At 72.0% G+C, this 15,994-nt stretch carries 14 protein-coding genes; 11 read left to right on the forward strand and 3 right to left on the reverse strand.

The features are described from left to right. Positions 1-104 precede the first annotated feature (104 nt). Complete coding sequence (locus GTY58_RS38010; protein WP_037647109.1) at positions 105-2,462, forward strand: SpoIIE family protein phosphatase; 2,358 nt, start codon at positions 105-107, stop codon at positions 2,460-2,462. Positions 2,463-2,514: 52 nt separating this feature from the next. Here the strand turns inward: GTY58_RS38010 and GTY58_RS38015 are convergent, their stop codons facing one another. Continuing rightward, positions 2,515-2,943 carry a DUF3291 domain-containing protein gene (locus GTY58_RS38015; RefSeq protein WP_037647111.1) on the reverse strand — a complete coding sequence of 143 codons (429 nt, stop codon included), beginning with the start codon at positions 2,941-2,943 and terminating at the stop codon, positions 2,515-2,517. 113 nt (positions 2,944-3,056) lie between these two features. Between GTY58_RS38015 and GTY58_RS38020 the strand changes: the two genes are divergently transcribed. Together GTY58_RS38020 and GTY58_RS38025 are read left to right on the forward strand one after the other, a co-directional pair. After that, a complete protein-coding gene (locus GTY58_RS38020) occupies positions 3,057-3,677 on the forward strand; it encodes a MerR family transcriptional regulator (RefSeq protein WP_037647112.1) in 621 nt (206 codons plus the stop codon). Between the two features lie 222 nt (positions 3,678-3,899). Next, positions 3,900-4,388, forward strand: coding sequence for a nucleotidase (locus tag GTY58_RS38025; protein WP_037647210.1), 489 nt, complete (start codon positions 3,900-3,902; stop codon positions 4,386-4,388). A 31-nt stretch (positions 4,389-4,419) separates the two neighbouring features. On the opposite strand, the gene GTY58_RS38030 is transcribed toward GTY58_RS38025, so the two are convergent. Then, the gene (locus GTY58_RS38030) at positions 4,420-4,635 is read right to left on the reverse strand and encodes a dodecin (protein ID WP_037647113.1); all 216 of its coding nucleotides are present in this window, start codon (positions 4,633-4,635) and stop codon (positions 4,420-4,422) included. A 211-nt stretch (positions 4,636-4,846) separates the two neighbouring features. Between GTY58_RS38030 and GTY58_RS38035 the strand changes: the two genes are divergently transcribed. Next, a complete protein-coding gene (locus tag GTY58_RS38035) occupies positions 4,847-6,097 on the forward strand; it encodes an extracellular solute-binding protein (RefSeq protein ID WP_010988724.1) in 1,251 nt (416 codons plus the stop codon). 26 nt (positions 6,098-6,123) lie between these two features. Here the strand turns inward: GTY58_RS38035 and GTY58_RS38040 are convergent, their stop codons facing one another. Beyond that, complete coding sequence (locus GTY58_RS38040; protein WP_242432220.1) at positions 6,124-8,196, reverse strand: SpoIIE family protein phosphatase; 2,073 nt, start codon at positions 8,194-8,196, stop codon at positions 6,124-6,126. Between the two features lie 260 nt (positions 8,197-8,456). Between GTY58_RS38040 and GTY58_RS38045 the strand changes: the two genes are divergently transcribed. The 7 genes from GTY58_RS38045 (at position 8,457) to GTY58_RS38075 (ending at position 15,863) form a co-directional block, all read left to right on the forward strand. After that, positions 8,457-11,144 carry a LuxR C-terminal-related transcriptional regulator gene (locus tag GTY58_RS38045; protein ID WP_171033147.1) on the forward strand — a complete coding sequence of 896 codons (2,688 nt, stop codon included), beginning with the start codon at positions 8,457-8,459 and terminating at the stop codon, positions 11,142-11,144. A 208-nt stretch (positions 11,145-11,352) separates the two neighbouring features. Beyond that, positions 11,353-12,981 (forward strand): MFS transporter, encoded by a 1,629-nt coding sequence (locus GTY58_RS38050; RefSeq protein ID WP_037647211.1) that lies wholly within the window; start codon positions 11,353-11,355, stop codon positions 12,979-12,981. Positions 12,982-12,998: 17 nt separating this feature from the next. Next, positions 12,999-13,514, forward strand: a complete 516-nt coding sequence (locus GTY58_RS38055) for a hypothetical protein (protein ID WP_037647115.1) — start codon at positions 12,999-13,001, stop codon at positions 13,512-13,514. A 142-nt stretch (positions 13,515-13,656) separates the two neighbouring features. Next, the gene (locus GTY58_RS38060) at positions 13,657-13,854 is read left to right on the forward strand and encodes a hypothetical protein (RefSeq protein WP_010988729.1); all 198 of its coding nucleotides are present in this window, start codon (positions 13,657-13,659) and stop codon (positions 13,852-13,854) included. A 233-nt stretch (positions 13,855-14,087) separates the two neighbouring features. Next, entirely contained in the window at positions 14,088-14,753 is a 666-nt protein-coding gene (locus GTY58_RS38065; protein ID WP_010988730.1) for an HdeD family acid-resistance protein, read from the forward strand. A gap of 132 nt (positions 14,754-14,885) precedes the next feature. Then, positions 14,886-15,383 (forward strand): SHOCT domain-containing protein, encoded by a 498-nt coding sequence (locus GTY58_RS38070; RefSeq protein ID WP_010988731.1) that lies wholly within the window; start codon positions 14,886-14,888, stop codon positions 15,381-15,383. 33 nt (positions 15,384-15,416) lie between these two features. Further along, the gene (locus GTY58_RS38075; RefSeq protein ID WP_010988732.1) at positions 15,417-15,863 is read left to right on the forward strand and encodes a hypothetical protein; all 447 of its coding nucleotides are present in this window, start codon (positions 15,417-15,419) and stop codon (positions 15,861-15,863) included. Positions 15,864-15,994: the final 131 nt, after the last annotated feature.

Raw genomic sequence — 15,994 nt, forward strand, 5'->3', positions numbered from 1 at the left:
CGTGATCACGCATGCGCCGGGACTCACCCCGGGTCGACCGGAACGGTGGCGTCCGTACGGCCGCCGAGTTGTTACGGCTCCGGTATGGGATCATTCTGGGGCACATGGAGCGTGTCGCTGCTGCGGCGATCGTCGACGACCACGGCGTCGTGACGGCGTGGAGCGAAGGTGCCCGGCAGCTGACGGGATACGGCTCCGAGGACGTCGTGGGCCGGGCGGCGGCCGACCTGCTCGTCGAAGCGGCGCTGCGGGAGACGGCCGCCGCGCTGACCGGTGTGACCGTGCTGACCGGTGTCGCCGTGCTGCGACACCGCGACGGTCACCCCGTGGAGATCGCCCTGACTGCGTGCCCCGTCCTCGGCCCGGACGGCGGACCGCACGGATACGTCATCACCGCGGAGCGGCCCGGCGGGCCGGAGCCGACCCCGGAGGGCCGGGCGTTCCAGCAGGCTTCCGTCCCCATGTGCGCCTTCGGCACGGACCTCCGCTTCCTGCGGCTCAACGACAGCGCCTGCCGGGGGATGGGGGGCGCCGAGGAGTCCCTGGTGGGCCGGTTCTACGGGGACACCGTCCCGGCGGACAAGACCAGCCGCGGCTTCCTGCTGAACCTGCGCAAGGTGGTCGAGACCGGGACACCCCTGCGCTACGAGACGTACACCAGTGCCCCCGCAGGGGGACCGGCACGCGCCTGGAGCATCGAGATGTGGCCGGTACGCGGCGACACCGGCGCCGTGGACGAGGTCGCCATGGCGGCGTTCGACAGCAGCGAGCAGCACGAGGCCCGGCAGCGGCTCGCCCTGCTCAACGAGGCCGCGGCCGCCATCGGGACCACTCTGGACGTGGTGCGCACCGCCGAGGAGCTGGTGAACATCGCCGTACCGCGCTTCGCCGACTTCGTCAGCGTGGATCTGCTCGACTGGGTGCTGGGCGCGGAGGAACCGGCCGGCGACCACGGACCCGGCGTCGTACTGCGCCGGGTCGCGCACGGATCCGTCACGGAGGGCACCCCGGAGGCGGCCGTCAGGCTGGGCCAGACGGACACCTACCCCCCGTTCTCCCCGCCCGCCCGGGCGCTGACGTCGGGGCGGGCGGTGCGCAGCCGTGCGGGCGACCCGGATTTCGACCGGTGGGTCGGCGAGCGCAACGCGCGGAACGTCGGAACCCGTGCCTCCCGCGAAGGCGCGCACTCGCTGGTGACGGTGCCCCTGCTGGCCCGCGGCACCACACTGGGCGCCGCGGTGTTCATCCGCGTCAAGAACCAGGACGCCTACGCCGTCGACGACGCGTCGCTCGCCGAGGAACTGGCCAGCCGCGCCGCCGTCTGCATGGACAACGCCCGCCGCTTCGCCCGCGAGCAGTCGATGGCGCTGGCCCTCCAGCACAGCCTGCTGCCCCGGGGCCTGGCCGCACACGCGGCCACGGAGGTGGCCTACCGCTATCTCCCGACGGATTCGGCGGCGGGCGTCGGCGGCGACTGGTTCGACGTGATCCCGCTGTCCGGCAGCCGGGTCGCCCTGGTCGTCGGCGACGTGGTGGGACACGGCATTCACTCCTCGGCGACCATGGGACGCCTGCGCACGGCGGTAAGGACCCTCGCCGACGTGGACCTGCCGCCGGACGAACTCCTGACCCACCTCGACGACCTGGTGATCCACCTGGCGACGGAGGGGAGCGGCGAGGAGGTGGCGGAGCTCGGCGCGACCTGCCTGTACGCGGTCTACGACCCCGTCTCCCGCCGGCTGGTCCTGGCGTCCGCCGGCCATCCGCCGCCGGCCGTCCTGCTGCCCGACGGCACCGCGCAGGTCGTCAGGGTGTCCGCCGGACCGCCGCTCGGGGTCGGGGGTCTGCCGTTCGAGGCGACGGCACGGGAACTGCCCGAGGGCTCGCTGATCGCCCTGTACACGGACGGGCTGATCGAGGGCCGCGGCCGCGATCTCGACCGCGGCACCGCCGAGCTGTGCCGCGCGCTGGTCCTTCCCGGCGCCTCTCTGGAGGCCCTCTGCGACTCCGTGCTGAAGTCGGTGCTGCCGGACAGTCCCAGTGACGACGTGGCCCTGCTGCTGGCCCGCACCCGCGCGCTCGGCGCGGACCAGGTGGCCACCTGGGACATTTCGCCGGAGGCCGCCTGCGTGTCCGCGGCCCGGCAGTCCGTCCTCGAGCAGCTGACCACGTGGGGGCTCGACGAGATGGCGTTCGTCACCGAACTGGTCGTCAGTGAGCTGGTGACCAACGCGATCCGCTACGGCGAACCGCCCGTCCAGCTGCGGCTGATCCGCGACCGTTCGCTCATCTGCGAGGTCTCCGACGGGAGTGCCACGTCACCGCACCTGCGTCGGGCGCACGCCTACGACGAGGGTGGCCGCGGCCTGCTGCTCGTGGCCCAGCTCACCCGGCGCTGGGGCAGTCGGCAGAACCCTCCGGGCAAGACGATCTGGGCCGAGCAGCCGTTGCCGCCGGGGTGAACCGGGGTGAACCGGAGTGAACCGGGGTGCGGAGCGATGGGGGCGGATGCGGTCAAGTGGCCTTCGGGCCACCGGAGTTCGAGAGGTCGGCGCGTTCCTGTTCGGCCAGCCGGCGTCGGGCGTCCGCCCAGTCGACGGGCAGCTCGCCGGCCGGTGTCCGCCAGAACGTGAAGACCGAGCCGCTCATCGTGGACCGCAGACCGTTCATGATCGTCCGGTGTGGTTCGGTCTTCACGTAGGTGTACAGCGCCTCCTTGTCCTCCCAGGCGGACAGGGTCCAGAAGGTGCGTTTGAGCGGTTCGGCGACGAGCGAGGCGCCGAACGCGCCGGGCGCGCTCTTCACCTGCTTCCACGTGGCGAGCGAGCGCAGGAAGAAGCGCGGCACGTCGGCGAACCTGCGGACCTCCAGGCGGGACGCCATGACGAACGCCTCGGCGCCCGGTGCGGGTTCTTCGACGGTGGTCCAGGGGAGCGTGGGCATGGCGACGGCCTTCTTCCGGAAGCGGCGCGGGACGGCGTGGAGGGCATATTGGATACCTTCACTATCCATGTTAGACAGTGAAGGTATCCAATGACCAGAGCGGAGCCGTCCCGATGCGCATGTCCGAGCTGAGCCGCCGCAGTGGCGTCTCCGTCACGACGATCAAGTACTACCTTCGCGAAGGTCTGCTTCCGGCCGGCCGCCGGCTGTCGGCCACCCAGGCCGGGTACGACGAGGACCATCTGCGCAGACTGCGTCTGATCCGCGCGCTGACCGGCGTACGGGGGCTGCCCGTGAGTGCCGCCCGGGACGTTCTCGGCGCCCTGGCCGAGCATGCGGGCGACACCCATTCCCTGCTGGGTCTCACCCTCGGCTCGATCCGGCTGGCCGAGGAGTCCGCCGACGACTCCCCGGAGCCGGCCGAAGTCGACTCGCTGATCCAGGAGTTGGGCTGGGACGTCCACAAGTCGGCGCCGGCCAGGTCCGCGCTGGCAGAGACCCTGACCTCGCTGCGCACGCTCGGCGCCCCGCTGGACCGGCGCGCTCTGCTGTCGTACGCGCATCTCGCGGAACGGACCGCGGTCCTGGACCTCGACCAACTGGACGGCATCGAGGACCCGTTGGAGGTGGCCGAACGCGCGCTGCTCCTCACGGTCCTGCTGGAACCCGCGCTGCTGGCGCTACGGCGCCTGGCCCAGGAGAACGAGTCGGCGCAGCGGCACGCCGAGAGCTGAGGCGCGGGCGGGTTCGTACAGGGGAGGCCTGCGACGGGCTGTCCCCCGAACGGCAGCCGGAATACCGTTCCGCTGGCTGCTGGCTGCTGGCTGCTGGCTGCTGACCGTTGACCGGCGGCCGGCAACCGGCAACCGGCAACCGGCAACCGGCAACCGGTCTACCGATTCGTACCGCCCGAGTCGCCCGTTCGGGCGAGTCGGGGCCCGCCTAGGGTGGTCGGTGTGACGCAGAAGAGCAGGCCACTGGCCGTATTCGACCTGGACAACACCCTCGCCGACACCGCGCACCGGCAACGGTTCCTGGAGCGGAAGCCGCGGGACTGGGAGGCGTTCTTCGCCGCCGCCCCGAAGGATCCGCCGCTGGCGGCGGGCGTGGCGCTGGCGCGGGAGAGCGCCGAGGAGTGCGAGGTCATCTATCTGACCGGGCGTCCCGAACGATGCCGCCGCGACACCCTCGACTGGCTCGCGGCCCAGGGGCTGCCCGAGGGGCGTGTGTTCATGCGCGGCAACGGCGACCGCCGGCCCGCCCGCGTCACCAAGCTGGAGATCCTGCGCAGACTCGCCCGGGACCGTGAGGTCCGCGTGCTCGTGGACGACGACGAATTGGTGTGCGTCGACGCCGAGCGCGCGGGCTTCACCGTCGTACGGGCCCGCTGGGCATCCTCGTCCGAGGCGCTCAAGGAGGCGCAGGAGGGTGAGGGGCGGACCTGACGGGCGCCGTCGGGCCCTGGGGGCGAAGGGGTCAGTCGCCGTCGTCCAGGCGGAAGCCCACCTTCAGGCCGACCTGGTAGTACTCGATCTGCCCGTTCACTATCTGGCCCCTGGTCTGGGTGACCTCGAACCAGTCCAGGTTGCGCAAGGTCTGGGCGGCGCGGGCGATGCCGTTGCGGATCGCCTGGTCGATGCCCTCGGTCGAGGTGCCGACGATCTCGGTGACCCGGTAGGTGTGGTCGGACATGCGGGTGCTCCTCTCGGCCGTGACAGGTGTGTCACGCGTCACTCAACGGTGCCGCAAGGTGCGGCGGAGCGCGAGACGTCGGCCCGTCACCCCGCTCCCCCTTGACCTCCGCATTGGTCCATACCAAAATCCAGCACACCCGCACGAGCGCCACGCTCGTCCCCCACGCCGGGCCCCCTGACCCTGTCCGCAAGACAGAACTGGACCCCTCGTGAGACGTCGACTCCTCGCTCTCCTCTGCGTTTTTGCCTCGTTGCTCACCGCCTGCGGCGCCCTGCCCGGAGAGGGGACCGGGCGGCGGACCGTCACCGTATGGCTGATGAAGGACAGCGCGTCCAAGGAGTTCCTGGCCCGGTTCACCAAGGAGTTCGAACGGGCCCACGGCGATCTGCGGCTCGACATCCGCATCCAGCAGTGGACCGGGATCGGCGAAAAGGTGCAGACGGCGCTCCGACGGCAGGGCGGCGACGGGCCCGACGTCATCGAGGTCGGCAACACCCAGGTCGCCCAGTACGTCGACGGCGGCGGGCTGCTCGACCTCACCCTCGAGTCGTTACGCGACTGGGGCATGAACGACTGGCTGCCCGGTCTCGCCGAACCCGGCAGGTTCGGCTCCCGCCAGTACGGCATCCCGTGGTACGCGGCCAACCGCGTCGTCATCTACCGCAAGGACCTGTTCGCCGCGGCCGGCCTGGCCGGTCCCCCGAAGACGCGCGACCAGTGGCTCGCCGACACCCAGAAGCTCAACTCCCACGATGTCCAGGGTATTTACCTGGCCGGACAGGACTGGTACACCCTCGCCGGATTCATCTGGGACGAGGGCGGCGACCTCGCCGAGCAGCCCTCCTCCGGCACCTGGGAGGGCAGCCTGGACACGTCCGCCGCCCTGCGCGGCATGGACTTCTACCGCAGGCTCCAGGCCCTCGGTACGGGGCCCGCGGACGCCGACGAGGAACACCCGCCGCAGGCCGGGGTGTTCGCGCGGGGGCGGGTGGCGCAGATCGTCGCCGTACCCGGGCTCGCCCAGGCCGTCGTGCGCAAGAATCCCGACCTCAGGGACAAACTCGGCTACTTCCCCGTCCCCGGCCGAACCGCGGCACGGCCCGGTGCCGTCTTCACCGGCGGCTCCGACCTCGTGGTCCCCAAGAACACCGACGACCGCCGTGGCGCCACGGCGGTCGTCGCGGCGCTCGCCGGCGGCAAGTGGCAGACGGATCTCGCCCGGACGATGAACTACGTGCCCAACAAGACGACCCTCGCCGACGCGGTCGAGGGCGAGGAGGGCGTCGCGGCCATGGCGGCGGGCGCCGCGCAGGGCCGGGCGACCCCCTCGTCCCCGGACTGGGCCGCCGTCGAGGCCGACAACCCGGTCAAGGACTACATGACGAAAGTGCTGACCGGCGCCGATCCCGCGACGGAGGCCCGCCGCGCCTCACGCCGGATCACCCGGACACTGTCGTGACTCCGGCGGCCACCCTGCTCGGAAGGTCAGAGCGATTCGGCCGGGCCGGTGCCGGGGGACAGCGCCTGCTCGGTCCAGATCGTCTTGCCCGGCGGCGTGTAACGGGTGCCCCACGCCTGTGCCAGCTGCGCGGTGATGAACAGACCACGACCGCCCTCGTCGGCCGTACCGGCGTGGCGCAGATGCGGTGCGGCCGAGCCTGCGTCCCGTACCTCGCAGGTCAGGGTGCGGTCATGGATCAGGCGGAGCTCGAACGGCGCGCTTCCGTATCTGACCGCGTTGGTGACGAGTTCGCTGACGATGAGCTGGGTGTTGAAGGCGGTCTCGTCGTCCACGTCCCACGCGGCGAGCTGCCCGCGGGTACGGCGGCGGGCGACGGCCACGGACGCCGGGTCGGCGTCGAGCGGCCACGCGGCGAACCGGTCGGGGGGAAAGGCCCGGGTGCGCGCGACGATCACCGCGGCATCGCCGGCGCCCAGACCTGCCGGGCGTGCGTAGACGAGGGCGTCGCAGAGGTCCTGGAGCGGACGGTCGTGGTAGTCCGGCGCCGTGGACAACGGTTCTGAGGATTCGGCGAGATACGAGGTGAGGAGCGGATCACTGGCGAACACCAGGACGCTTCCGTGCGGAACCTCGACGCCGACGGTCGCGAAGGGCGCGCCCTCCGTCGCGCCCAGCCGCGGCCCGGCCGGTATGCCGGGGACGGTGACCGTGCGGTCGGGGCACACGACGAGGGGGACCAGGGGGCCGGCTGCCGCCATCGCGCACGTGCCGGTCAGAGGGTCGTGTACCGCGTACACGCAGTCGGCGGTGAGGGATTCGCGGCGCAGCGGATCGCCGAGCGGGAGCCGGGCGCGTTCGGCGGCGAGCTGGCCCGCCGTGTAGTGCAGGCGGGCGAGCAGCTCGTCGGGGGAGAGGTCGAACGCCGACAGGGAGCGTACGGCGGTGCGCAGTTGCCCCATGGTCGCGGCCGCGTTCAGACCATGCCCCGACACCTTGCCGACGACGAGGGCGGTGCGGGCGCTGGACAGGGCGATGGTGTCGTACCAGACCCCGGGATCGGCGCCGGTGACGGAGAGGTAGGCGGTGTCCAGTGACGCGTGGGTCTCCGGGCTGCGGGGCAGCAGTTGACGCTGGACCGTGGCGGCGACCGTGTGCTCCCGTGTGTAGCGCCGCGCGTTGTCGATGCACAGCGCCGTGTGGGTGGCCAGCTCGACCGCGAGGTCCCGGTCACCTTCGTCGAAGGGGGGCGACTGTCCGGTGCGGTACAGGCTGACGACGCCGAGGGCCGCGTCGCGCAGCGCCAGGGGAACCACGAGGAGCGAATGGGCTCCCGATGAGTGGATCGCCTCGGCGCGCGGGGGATCGACGGACAGCCACGGGGCGGTCGGATGGAGCGCGACCACGCGCGGGCTCAAGTCGGCCAGGGCCTGGGTGAACGGGGTCGGAGCCGGCAGGCGGCGGACATCGCCCACCGGATGGGCCTGCGGCGGCCGCGTACGGGTGCTGCGGAACGCGGTGCGCATCAGGGGCGTGCTCGCGGGCGGCGGGGCCTGCGGCGGGTCGTCGCCGCGGATCACGGCCTCCACCACCTCCACGATCGCGATATCGGCGAACGCGGGGACCACGGTCGGGACGAGTTCCGCGCCGGTCACGACCGGATCCAGGGTGCGTCCCACGTGCCGGCGCACGGCGTCGAGCACCTCGGTGCGGGTGCGGGCCCGCTCCCGCTCGGTGACGTCGATCGCGGTGACCGCCACCCCGAGCACGGACCGGCGCGGATTCTCCAGGCGCAGCGCGGTGATCTCGAAGTGCCGCTCCGGCGGCGGGTCCCCGTTGCTTCGCGCCCGGACGATGCGCTGCACCACAGGGACCCCGGTGTCCAGCACCTCGCGCAGGAGCGCCTCCAGGTCGACGCCTTGGACGAGGTTGTAGACGTCGCGGACCGGGCGCCCTTTCAGGTCGTCCAGGGGCACGCCACGCATGCCGGGGGTGGCGGTGTTGATGCGCACCACCCGCAGGTCGGTGTCCAGCAGGTGGAGCCCGATCGGTGACTGCGTGAACAGCGCCTCCAGCATCGAGGCGGTTGTCTCGTCCACTCGCCGGCCGGGATCGCTGTGCGGCACAGGGACCACCTCCGAACTCCGTCCTGTGCTTGCTCCGGCGCACGGCTACCCCGTATCCCGGCGTGTTTCCAGCGTGCTCCGCCGTCGGCGCGACCGCACCCGAAGAACGCCCGGCCCACTGATCACGGCCCCCGTGGGAGGGCTGGACGCCATATGGCGCGCACGAGCAGGAACACTGGGATGCTGAAGGGGGAGCGCTGCCCATGTCCTGACGAACAGTGGTGGTGAGCGCCATGGCAGGGCTGGAAGAGAACGGCTCGGAACCGACCGCGCCACGCGCCGATCCCCAGGGAGACCCGTTTCTGCGCACCCGGTTCGCCCTGCCGACGCGCCCCGGGACGTTCCTGCGGCGGGAGCGGTTGGTCAGGCACCTCGACCACGCCCTCCGGACACCGCTGACCATGGTCAACGGAGCCGCGGGTGCCGGCAAGACCCTGCTGGTCGCCGACTGGGCCGCGGGGCAGGACCGGTCCGTCGCCTGGCTCACCACCGACGCGGCGGACCAGGGGTGCGGAACGTTCTGGGCGTACCTGCTCCAGGCCCTGCGCGCCTGTGATGTGCCGCTGCCCGCCGAGGTCGGCTTCCCCGCGGACGCGAACCGCGTGGACCACACGCTGCTGGCGCGACTCGCCGCCGACCTGAGTGTCCGGGACCGGCCCGTGGTGGTGGTGCTCGACGAATACGACCGGGTGACCGACCCGGAGATCGCGGACCAGCTGGAGTTCGTCCTGCACCACGCGGGTCGGGGCATGCGCCTGATCTTCGTCACCCGCACCGAGCCGTTGCTGCCGCTGCACCGTTACCGGGCGGCCGGCGACATGACGGAGATCAGGGACGCGGAGCTGGCCTTCACCCCCGAGGAAGCGGCCGCGCTGCTCGAACTGCACGGTCTGCGCCTTTCGGTGCACGCGGCGCGCGGCCTCGTCGAACGCACCCGAGGGTGGGCCGCCGGACTACGGCTGTGCGCCCTGGCCGCGCAGGAGCGCCCGGATCCGGAGACGTATCTGAAGGAGTTCGAGGCCGACCGCAGCACCGTCGCCGACTTCCTGCTGGCGGAGGTGCTCAAACGGCAGCCCCCCCAGACGCAGGACCTCCTGCTGCGCGTCAGCGTCCTCGAGCGCTTCTGTCCCGAGCTGGCGAACGCGCTGACGGACCGCAGCGACGCGGAGGCCATTCTGGCCGGGCTGCACCGCGAGAACGCGTTCGTCGAGCACCTCGGGCACGCGTGGTACCGCCTCCACCCGCTGTTCGGGGAGATTCTCCGCGCCCATCTGCGGGTGCGCCTTCCCGGCCTGGAGCCCGAACTCCACCGGCGGGCCGCGCAGTGGCTGCGGCGCTCCGGATCCCTCGCGGAGACGCTCGGCCACGGTGCCGCCGCCGGTGACTGGGAGTTCACTGCCGGTGCCCTCGTCGACGACCTCGCCATCGGTCAGCTCTTCACCGGCCTTCGCTCCGACGACCTGGCCGAGCTGTTCTCCCGGATGGGGCCCGAAGCCACGAGCCCCGCGACGGAGCTCGTACGCGCGGCCCGTGACCTGTCCCGGGGTGACCTCGACCGCGGCCTGACCCATCTGCGGCACGCCGAGCAGAGCCTGGCCGGGGAACGGATGCCGACGGGGGATGACTCGGCCGGCCTGGCGGCGGCCCGGCTGAGCTGTGCTCTGCTGGAAGCCCTGGCGGCCCGCCTGACCGGTTCGCCGGGCAGGGCGGAGGCGGCCGCGGAGGCGGCCGGGAAACTCCAGGAGGAGGTGTCCTCGCATCTCCTGGACGAGCATCCCGAACTCACCGCCCTCCTGCTGACGCACCTTGGTTCGGCGCGGCTGTGGGCCGGGTGCTTCAAGGACGCGCGTGCCGCCCTGACCACGGTGGCAGCCTGCTCCGGGGGAGCTTCGACGGCGCTCCCGCGCGAGGAGTCCCTGGGCCACCTGGCCCTGATCGACTACCTGAACGGCTGGCTCGGCAGGGCGGAGCGCAAGGCCCTGGCGGCGCTGGGCGAGACGGAGCGATTCAGCCTGCCGCAGGCGTCCGGCTCCGGCATCGGACTGCTGGTCCTGGCCGCCGTGGCCGTCGACCGCAACGAACTGGGTGAGGCCCAGGCCCTCCTCGACGCGGCGGCCGACACGCACCGCGCGATGCGGGACCCGGTGAGGGAAGCGGGGCGGGCCATCGCCACCGCACGTCTGCTGCTGGCCCGCGGCAACCCGCACGCCGCGATCGAGGCGGCCGGACCGGCCGTCGCCGCGGACGTGGTCTCCCCCTGGGCGGAGGGGCACACGGCGCTGGTGGCCTCCGCCGCACACCTGGCCGAAGGCCGGCCGGAGGCGGCCGCGGAGTTGCTGCAAGCGGTGCCCGACGACCAGCCGGCGTGTGCGGTGGGGGCCGCGCGGGCCCAGCTCGCCGCGGGCAATCCCGGCGCGGCGATCGACCTGCTCGACCGGTTGCACCCCAAGGGCCGTATCGGCCCGGGGGTGACCGTCCGGGCCTCGCTGGTGCGGGCGCAGGCCGCGGACGCGGCGGGGGACTCCGCCACCTCGCGCAGGCTGGTTGCCCAGGCCCTCCAGGAGGCACGGCGTGAGCGGCTGCGGCGCCCCTTCCTCGAAGCCGGACCGTGGATCCGTCCGTTGCTGGGCACGGCGCCACTGCGCGGGCTGGCCGCGGGCTGGCTCGCCCCCGGCCCGCCGCCACACGGCGGGCCCCGGCCCGTGGACCAACCGCCGGCGCCGGTCGTGGAGGAGCTGAGTGGCCGCGAGCGCGAGGTGCTGCAACGGCTGGCCGAGATGATGTCGACGGAAGAGATCGCCGCCGATCTGTATGTGTCGGTGAACACGGTCAAGACCCACCTCAAAAGCGTCTACCGGAAGTTGGCGGTGAACCGGCGCCACGACGCGGTGCGCCGGGCGCGCGAGCTGCGGCTGCTGTGACCACGGCCCTGTGGGGGCCGGGCCGCATGACGGACCGCCGAGGCCCCCGCGGCTGGGCAGGCGCCTTCGCGGCTCGTCCGGCTCGCCCGTGGCGGGTGAGGCGCAGGGGGAGTTCTGCGGATGCGATGGGGGTGGCGGCAGGGCACGCGCCGGCCGCTGCCCGGCCGGCCGCGCCGGCGCGCCGGGCCGACTCGGCGAGGTGGACATCGTGACGCACTGGCGGGCGCTGATCGTCCTGGGCACGGCCCAGTTCCTGATGGTCCTCGACACCTCGGTCATGAACGTGTCCATCAGTCAACTGGTCGAGGACTTCGACACCGAGGTCACCGCCATCCAGGCCGTCATCACGCTGTACGCGCTGGTCATGGCGGCGTTCATGATCATCGGAGGCAGGCTCGGAGACATCTTCGGGCGCCGCCGCCTCTTCCTCCTGGGTCTCGTCGTCTACGGCGCGGGGTCGGCCCTGACCGCCGCGGCCCCCACCCTGTGGGTCCTCGTGCTGGGCTGGTCGGTCATCGAAGGACTCGGTGCCGCGATGGTGCTGCCGGCCATGGCGGCCCTCGTGGCCGAGTCCTACCGCGGGCGGGACCGGGCCGTCGCCTTCGGCGTCATCGGCGGACTCGCCGGCGCCGGGATCGCGGTCGGCCCGCTGCTGGGCGGCTGGGTGACGACGTACCTCACCTGGCGGCTGGTGTTCGCCGGTGAGGTCGTGGTCGTCCTGGCCGTGCTGTGCTTCCACCGGGTGATCACGGAATCCCCCCGGACCGGTCCGCGCCCCCGGCTGGACGGGGTCGGCGCCGCACTCTCGGCGGCCGGCCTCGCGCTGGGCGTGCTCGGTGTGCTCCAGAGCGGCACCTGGGGATGGGTGGAGCCCCGCAACCCGCCCTTCACCGTCCTGGGCTTCGCGCCGACGCTGTTCGTGATCGGCGCCGGAGTGGCCGTGCTGGCCGGCTTCCTGCGCTGGGAGAGGCGCCGGGACGCCCTCGGTGCCGAGCCCCTCGTACACCTGCCCCTGCTGGGCAAGCCCGCACTGCGCTCCGGCCTGCTGTCCCTGCTGTGCCAGAACCTCATCCTGCTGGGACTGTTCTTCACCATCCCGCTGTACTTGCAGGTGGTTCAGGGGTTCGACGCCTTCCAGACCGGACTGCGGCTGCTTCCGGTGTCCGTCACCATGCTCGTGACCTCCATGTGCGCCGCCCGCCTGGGGCGGGTGGCCGGGCCGCGCCGGGTGGTCCGACTGGCCCTGGTGACCCTGGCCGCCTCCATCATGTGGCTGCTGGCCACCATCGACCCGGTCATCGACGACGCGCAGTTCGCCGGGGCCATGGCCCTGCTCGGCGTGGGCATGGGCCTGCTCGCCTCGCAGCTGGGCAACGTCGTGCAGTCCAGCGTCGGCGAGGAGGAACGCAGCGAGGTCGGCGGGCTGCAGTTCACGGCCCAGAACCTGGGCTCCGCGCTGGGCACCGCGCTCATCGGATCGCTGCTCATCGGCGCCCTGGCCAACGCCTTCACCACGCAGGTGGAGGACAACCCGAGCCTGTCGCGGGAAGCCCGGCAGCAGACCGGTGTCGCCCTCGAAGCGGGGATCAGCTTCGTGCCCACCGAGCAGGTGCGCTCGGCGGCCGAGCGTGCCGGGCTGCCGCCCTCCGAGGCCGACGCCCTCGCGGAGTCGTACGCCTCGGCGCAGCTCGGCGGTCTGAGGGCGGCGATTCTCGCCACCGGGGGAATCACCCTCGCCGGCTTCCTGGTCACACCGCATCTGCCGAGTCGTCCGGCCGGCCGTCCGAAGCGACCCGACTCGGGCGCTCCGGCCGACGCGATCGACCGGACCCGCTGACTTCGAGGGAGGCCGCGATGGCCGAGACCGGGCACGTCACGGACCGAGCGCGCGCCGAGCGTCGGGCCCATGCCGACTACACCGGTGGCGTCTACGGATCCATGCTCGCCGCCTCGGTGGTCGTCGGCGCCGGGACCCTGGGCTCGTTCCCGTACGTGGAGCTGGTGCTGCTGCTGTTGCTCACGGGTGTGGCGTTCTGGATCGCGCATGTGCACGCCCAGTTGTTCGGGGCGCGGATGGCACAGCAGGGCCTGGACCGCCGGATCGTGCTGCATGTGTGCCGCGACGAGTGGCCGATCGTCAAGGCCGCTGTCCCGCCGGCCGCCGCCGTGGCCGTCAGCCCCCTGCTGGGCCTCGGCGTACAGGGTGCTCTCTGGCTGGCGCTCTCGGTCGCCGTGGCGGGCCAGGTCGGCTGGTCGGCGGCCGCGGCTCGACGGGCCGGCGCCTCGTGGGGCCTGGTGGCTGTCAGTGCCTCGGTGAATCTGGTGCTCGGTCTGCTGATCATCGCGTTGAAGATCTCCCTGACGCATTGACACCGATGGCGCCCGAGCCGGGCGACGCGTCACCGGCGACGTATCACCTCCACGGGGTGAGGCAGGGACGGTTCGCCGAGGCGGACGATCGCAGGGAAGGGCGCAGCCCGCCTGTCCCCGGCCACCCGGGAGAGAGCAGCCAATGCGCTACGAGATCCGCGTCGAAGGACACATGTCGGAGACGCTGACCAGAGCCTTCCCGGAGCTGGACCACGTGGTGATGTCCGGTCAGACAGTCCTGTTCGGCTCCGTCGTCGACGAGGCGCACCTGTACGGGCTGCTGGCCCGCTGTCAGTCGCTGGGACTACGGGTTCTGGAGATGCGCCAGCTGCCGGAGTGACGTGCCCCAGGAAGACACAGGACGACCGCGTGACGTGCCCCAGGAAGACACAGGACGACCGCGGTGACCGGGTGTCCTGCGGTGCCCGCCCCATCGCCCCGGCGGTGCGCACGGATCACCCGCCGGGGGTGACCCGGTGGCCGGACTCGGGCGGGACGCTGGCCCGGTGAGATCCCCGCACACCGCCCCGTCGGCGGTCCGGGACGATCCGCTCGAGCGCGCGAGGAGGAGCCATGACCGTGCCGCGTGGTCCGACACCGCATACCGGACCGGAACAGATGTCCGACCGGGCGGCCCCCGGGCCGTCGGACGGCGATCCCGCGGAAGTGCTGGCGGCACTCGGGCGCTCATGGACGTGGATCCTGGGTTCCGCGGTCGCCACGCTCGTGCCGGGCGTCCTGGTCCTGGTCTGGCCGGACGAGACCCTGCACATCCTGGCGGTCCTCATCGGCCTGTACCTGCTCGTGATCGGGGGGTTCCGGTTCGTTGCGGCCTTCTCCCGGGACGAGCACGGCGACCGGCTGCCCGGGGTGCTCCTCGCGGTGGCGTTCGTGCTGGCCGGGGTGCTGTGTCTGAGGAACCCGTTGCAGACCATTGCCGGGCTCTCGCTGATCGTCGGGATCGTCTGGCTGGTGTCCGGCATCCTGACCCTCTACACGGCCATCGCCGCCAAGGACCTGCCCCACCGCGGTTTCGTCCTCGGCGTCGCGGTGATCGCCATCGTCGCGGGGATCGTGGTGCTGGCCCTGCCGACCGAGTCGGCCCGGGCGCTGACCCGGCTGCTGGGTCTGTGGATGGTCCTGCTCGGCCTGGCCGAGGTGGCCCTCGCCCTGGCCTGGCGAGCGGCACTCCGCAGGTCCCGAGGCGCGGGGCCGCACGGACCCGGCGGGACGGTCTGAGACCCCGGCGACCGGGAGCCGCGGGGACCGTCCGTTCACCCGTCTCGGGTGATCCGCACGGACCTTGCCGTGGGCACGCTGAAGGCGGCAGAGAACGGCTGCCGGGCGAGCGCCCGGGACGGAGGAGAAGAAATGAGTGGGCAGATGTATCTCGCGTACGACTATCCGCTGCTGAGCGTCTTCTGGTCCATGCTGGTGTTCTTCCTGTGGATCATGTGGTTCATCCTGCTCTTCCGGATCATCGTCGACATCTTCCGTGACGACGACATGGGCGGCTGGGCCAAGGCCGGCTGGCTGGTGCTGGTCATCGTCCTGCCCTTCCTCGGCGTCTTCATCTACGTGATCGCCCGCGGCAAGGGCATGGGCCGCCGTGAGGTGGCGCAGGCGCGCGCGCAGCAGGAGTCCTTCGAAAGCTACGTCCGGGAGACCGCCAAGGGCGGCGGCCGGTCCAGCAGCGTCGATGAACTCGCCAAGCTGTCCGAGATCCGCGCCCGCGGTGACATCACGGACGAGGAGTTCCGCAAGGCGAAGGAACTGGTCCTGAGCGACTACGGCCCGTCGGCAGGCGCAGGCGCAGGCGCGGGTACTGGCACCGGCGCCAACGCCGGCCCCTCCACTTCCGGTCGCTGAGCGCACCGCACGAGACGGAAACGAGGCAGCAGGATGACCGCGACACACACAGCGCACGGGCAGACGGTCGACCGGCCCTGGGCCGAAGGCCTGACGATTTTCGCGGCAGTCATGCTCATGATCGCCGGCATACTCGATGTGTGCCGGGGCATCATGGCGCTCGCCGAGGACGACGTCTTCTTCAGGACACGGAACTACGTGTTCGCGTTCAACCTCACTGGTTGGGGCTGGATCCATCTCATTCTGGGCGTCGTCGCCGTGATCGTCAGTTTCGGACTCTTCCAGATGGCGCTGTGGGCGCGCGTCGCCGGGGTGGCCATCGCCGCACTGATCATCATCGCCAACTTCCTCTCCCTGCCGTACTACCCGGTCTGGTCGGTCGTGATGATCGCTTTCTCGGCGTTCATCATCTGGGCCCTGTGCGTGGTCCGGCAGGACGAGTCCGCCGACCCGTTCGCGAGCCCGCCGCACGGCATGTGAACGAGACCTGGCCGAGCCCTGACCGGCTTGCGGCCGCCGTACGCTTCGCCGTCGGCCGCAAGCCGGTCATGATGACGCTGGTCAGGGTGACGCCGGTCAGGATGACGCCGGTCAGGGTGACAGGGGAACGA

The sequence above is a fragment of the Streptomyces sp. SID5469 genome, assembly GCF_009862865.1.
Taxonomy (GTDB): Bacteria; Actinomycetota; Actinomycetes; order Streptomycetales; family Streptomycetaceae; genus Streptomyces; species Streptomyces avermitilis.

Excerpts from the sequence above, each read along its gene's own strand:
- GTY58_RS38010 (WP_037647109.1), top strand. The coding sequence starts at position 105 with ATGGAGCGTGTCGCTGCTGCGGCGATCGTCGACGACCACGGCGTCGTG.
- GTY58_RS38015 (WP_037647111.1), bottom strand. The coding sequence starts at position 2,943 with ATGCCCACGCTCCCCTGGACCACCGTCGAAGAACCCGCACCGGGCGCC.
- GTY58_RS38020 (WP_037647112.1), top strand. The coding sequence starts at position 3,057 with ATGCGCATGTCCGAGCTGAGCCGCCGCAGTGGCGTCTCCGTCACGACG.
- GTY58_RS38030 (WP_037647113.1), bottom strand. The coding sequence starts at position 4,635 with ATGTCCGACCACACCTACCGGGTCACCGAGATCGTCGGCACCTCGACC.
- GTY58_RS38045 (WP_171033147.1), top strand. The coding sequence starts at position 8,457 with ATGGCAGGGCTGGAAGAGAACGGCTCGGAACCGACCGCGCCACGCGCC.
- GTY58_RS38055 (WP_037647115.1), top strand. The coding sequence starts at position 12,999 with ATGGCCGAGACCGGGCACGTCACGGACCGAGCGCGCGCCGAGCGTCGG.
- GTY58_RS38060 (WP_010988729.1), top strand. The coding sequence starts at position 13,657 with ATGCGCTACGAGATCCGCGTCGAAGGACACATGTCGGAGACGCTGACC.
- GTY58_RS38065 (WP_010988730.1), top strand. The coding sequence starts at position 14,088 with ATGACCGTGCCGCGTGGTCCGACACCGCATACCGGACCGGAACAGATG.
- GTY58_RS38070 (WP_010988731.1), top strand. The coding sequence starts at position 14,886 with ATGAGTGGGCAGATGTATCTCGCGTACGACTATCCGCTGCTGAGCGTC.
- GTY58_RS38075 (WP_010988732.1), top strand. The coding sequence starts at position 15,417 with ATGACCGCGACACACACAGCGCACGGGCAGACGGTCGACCGGCCCTGG.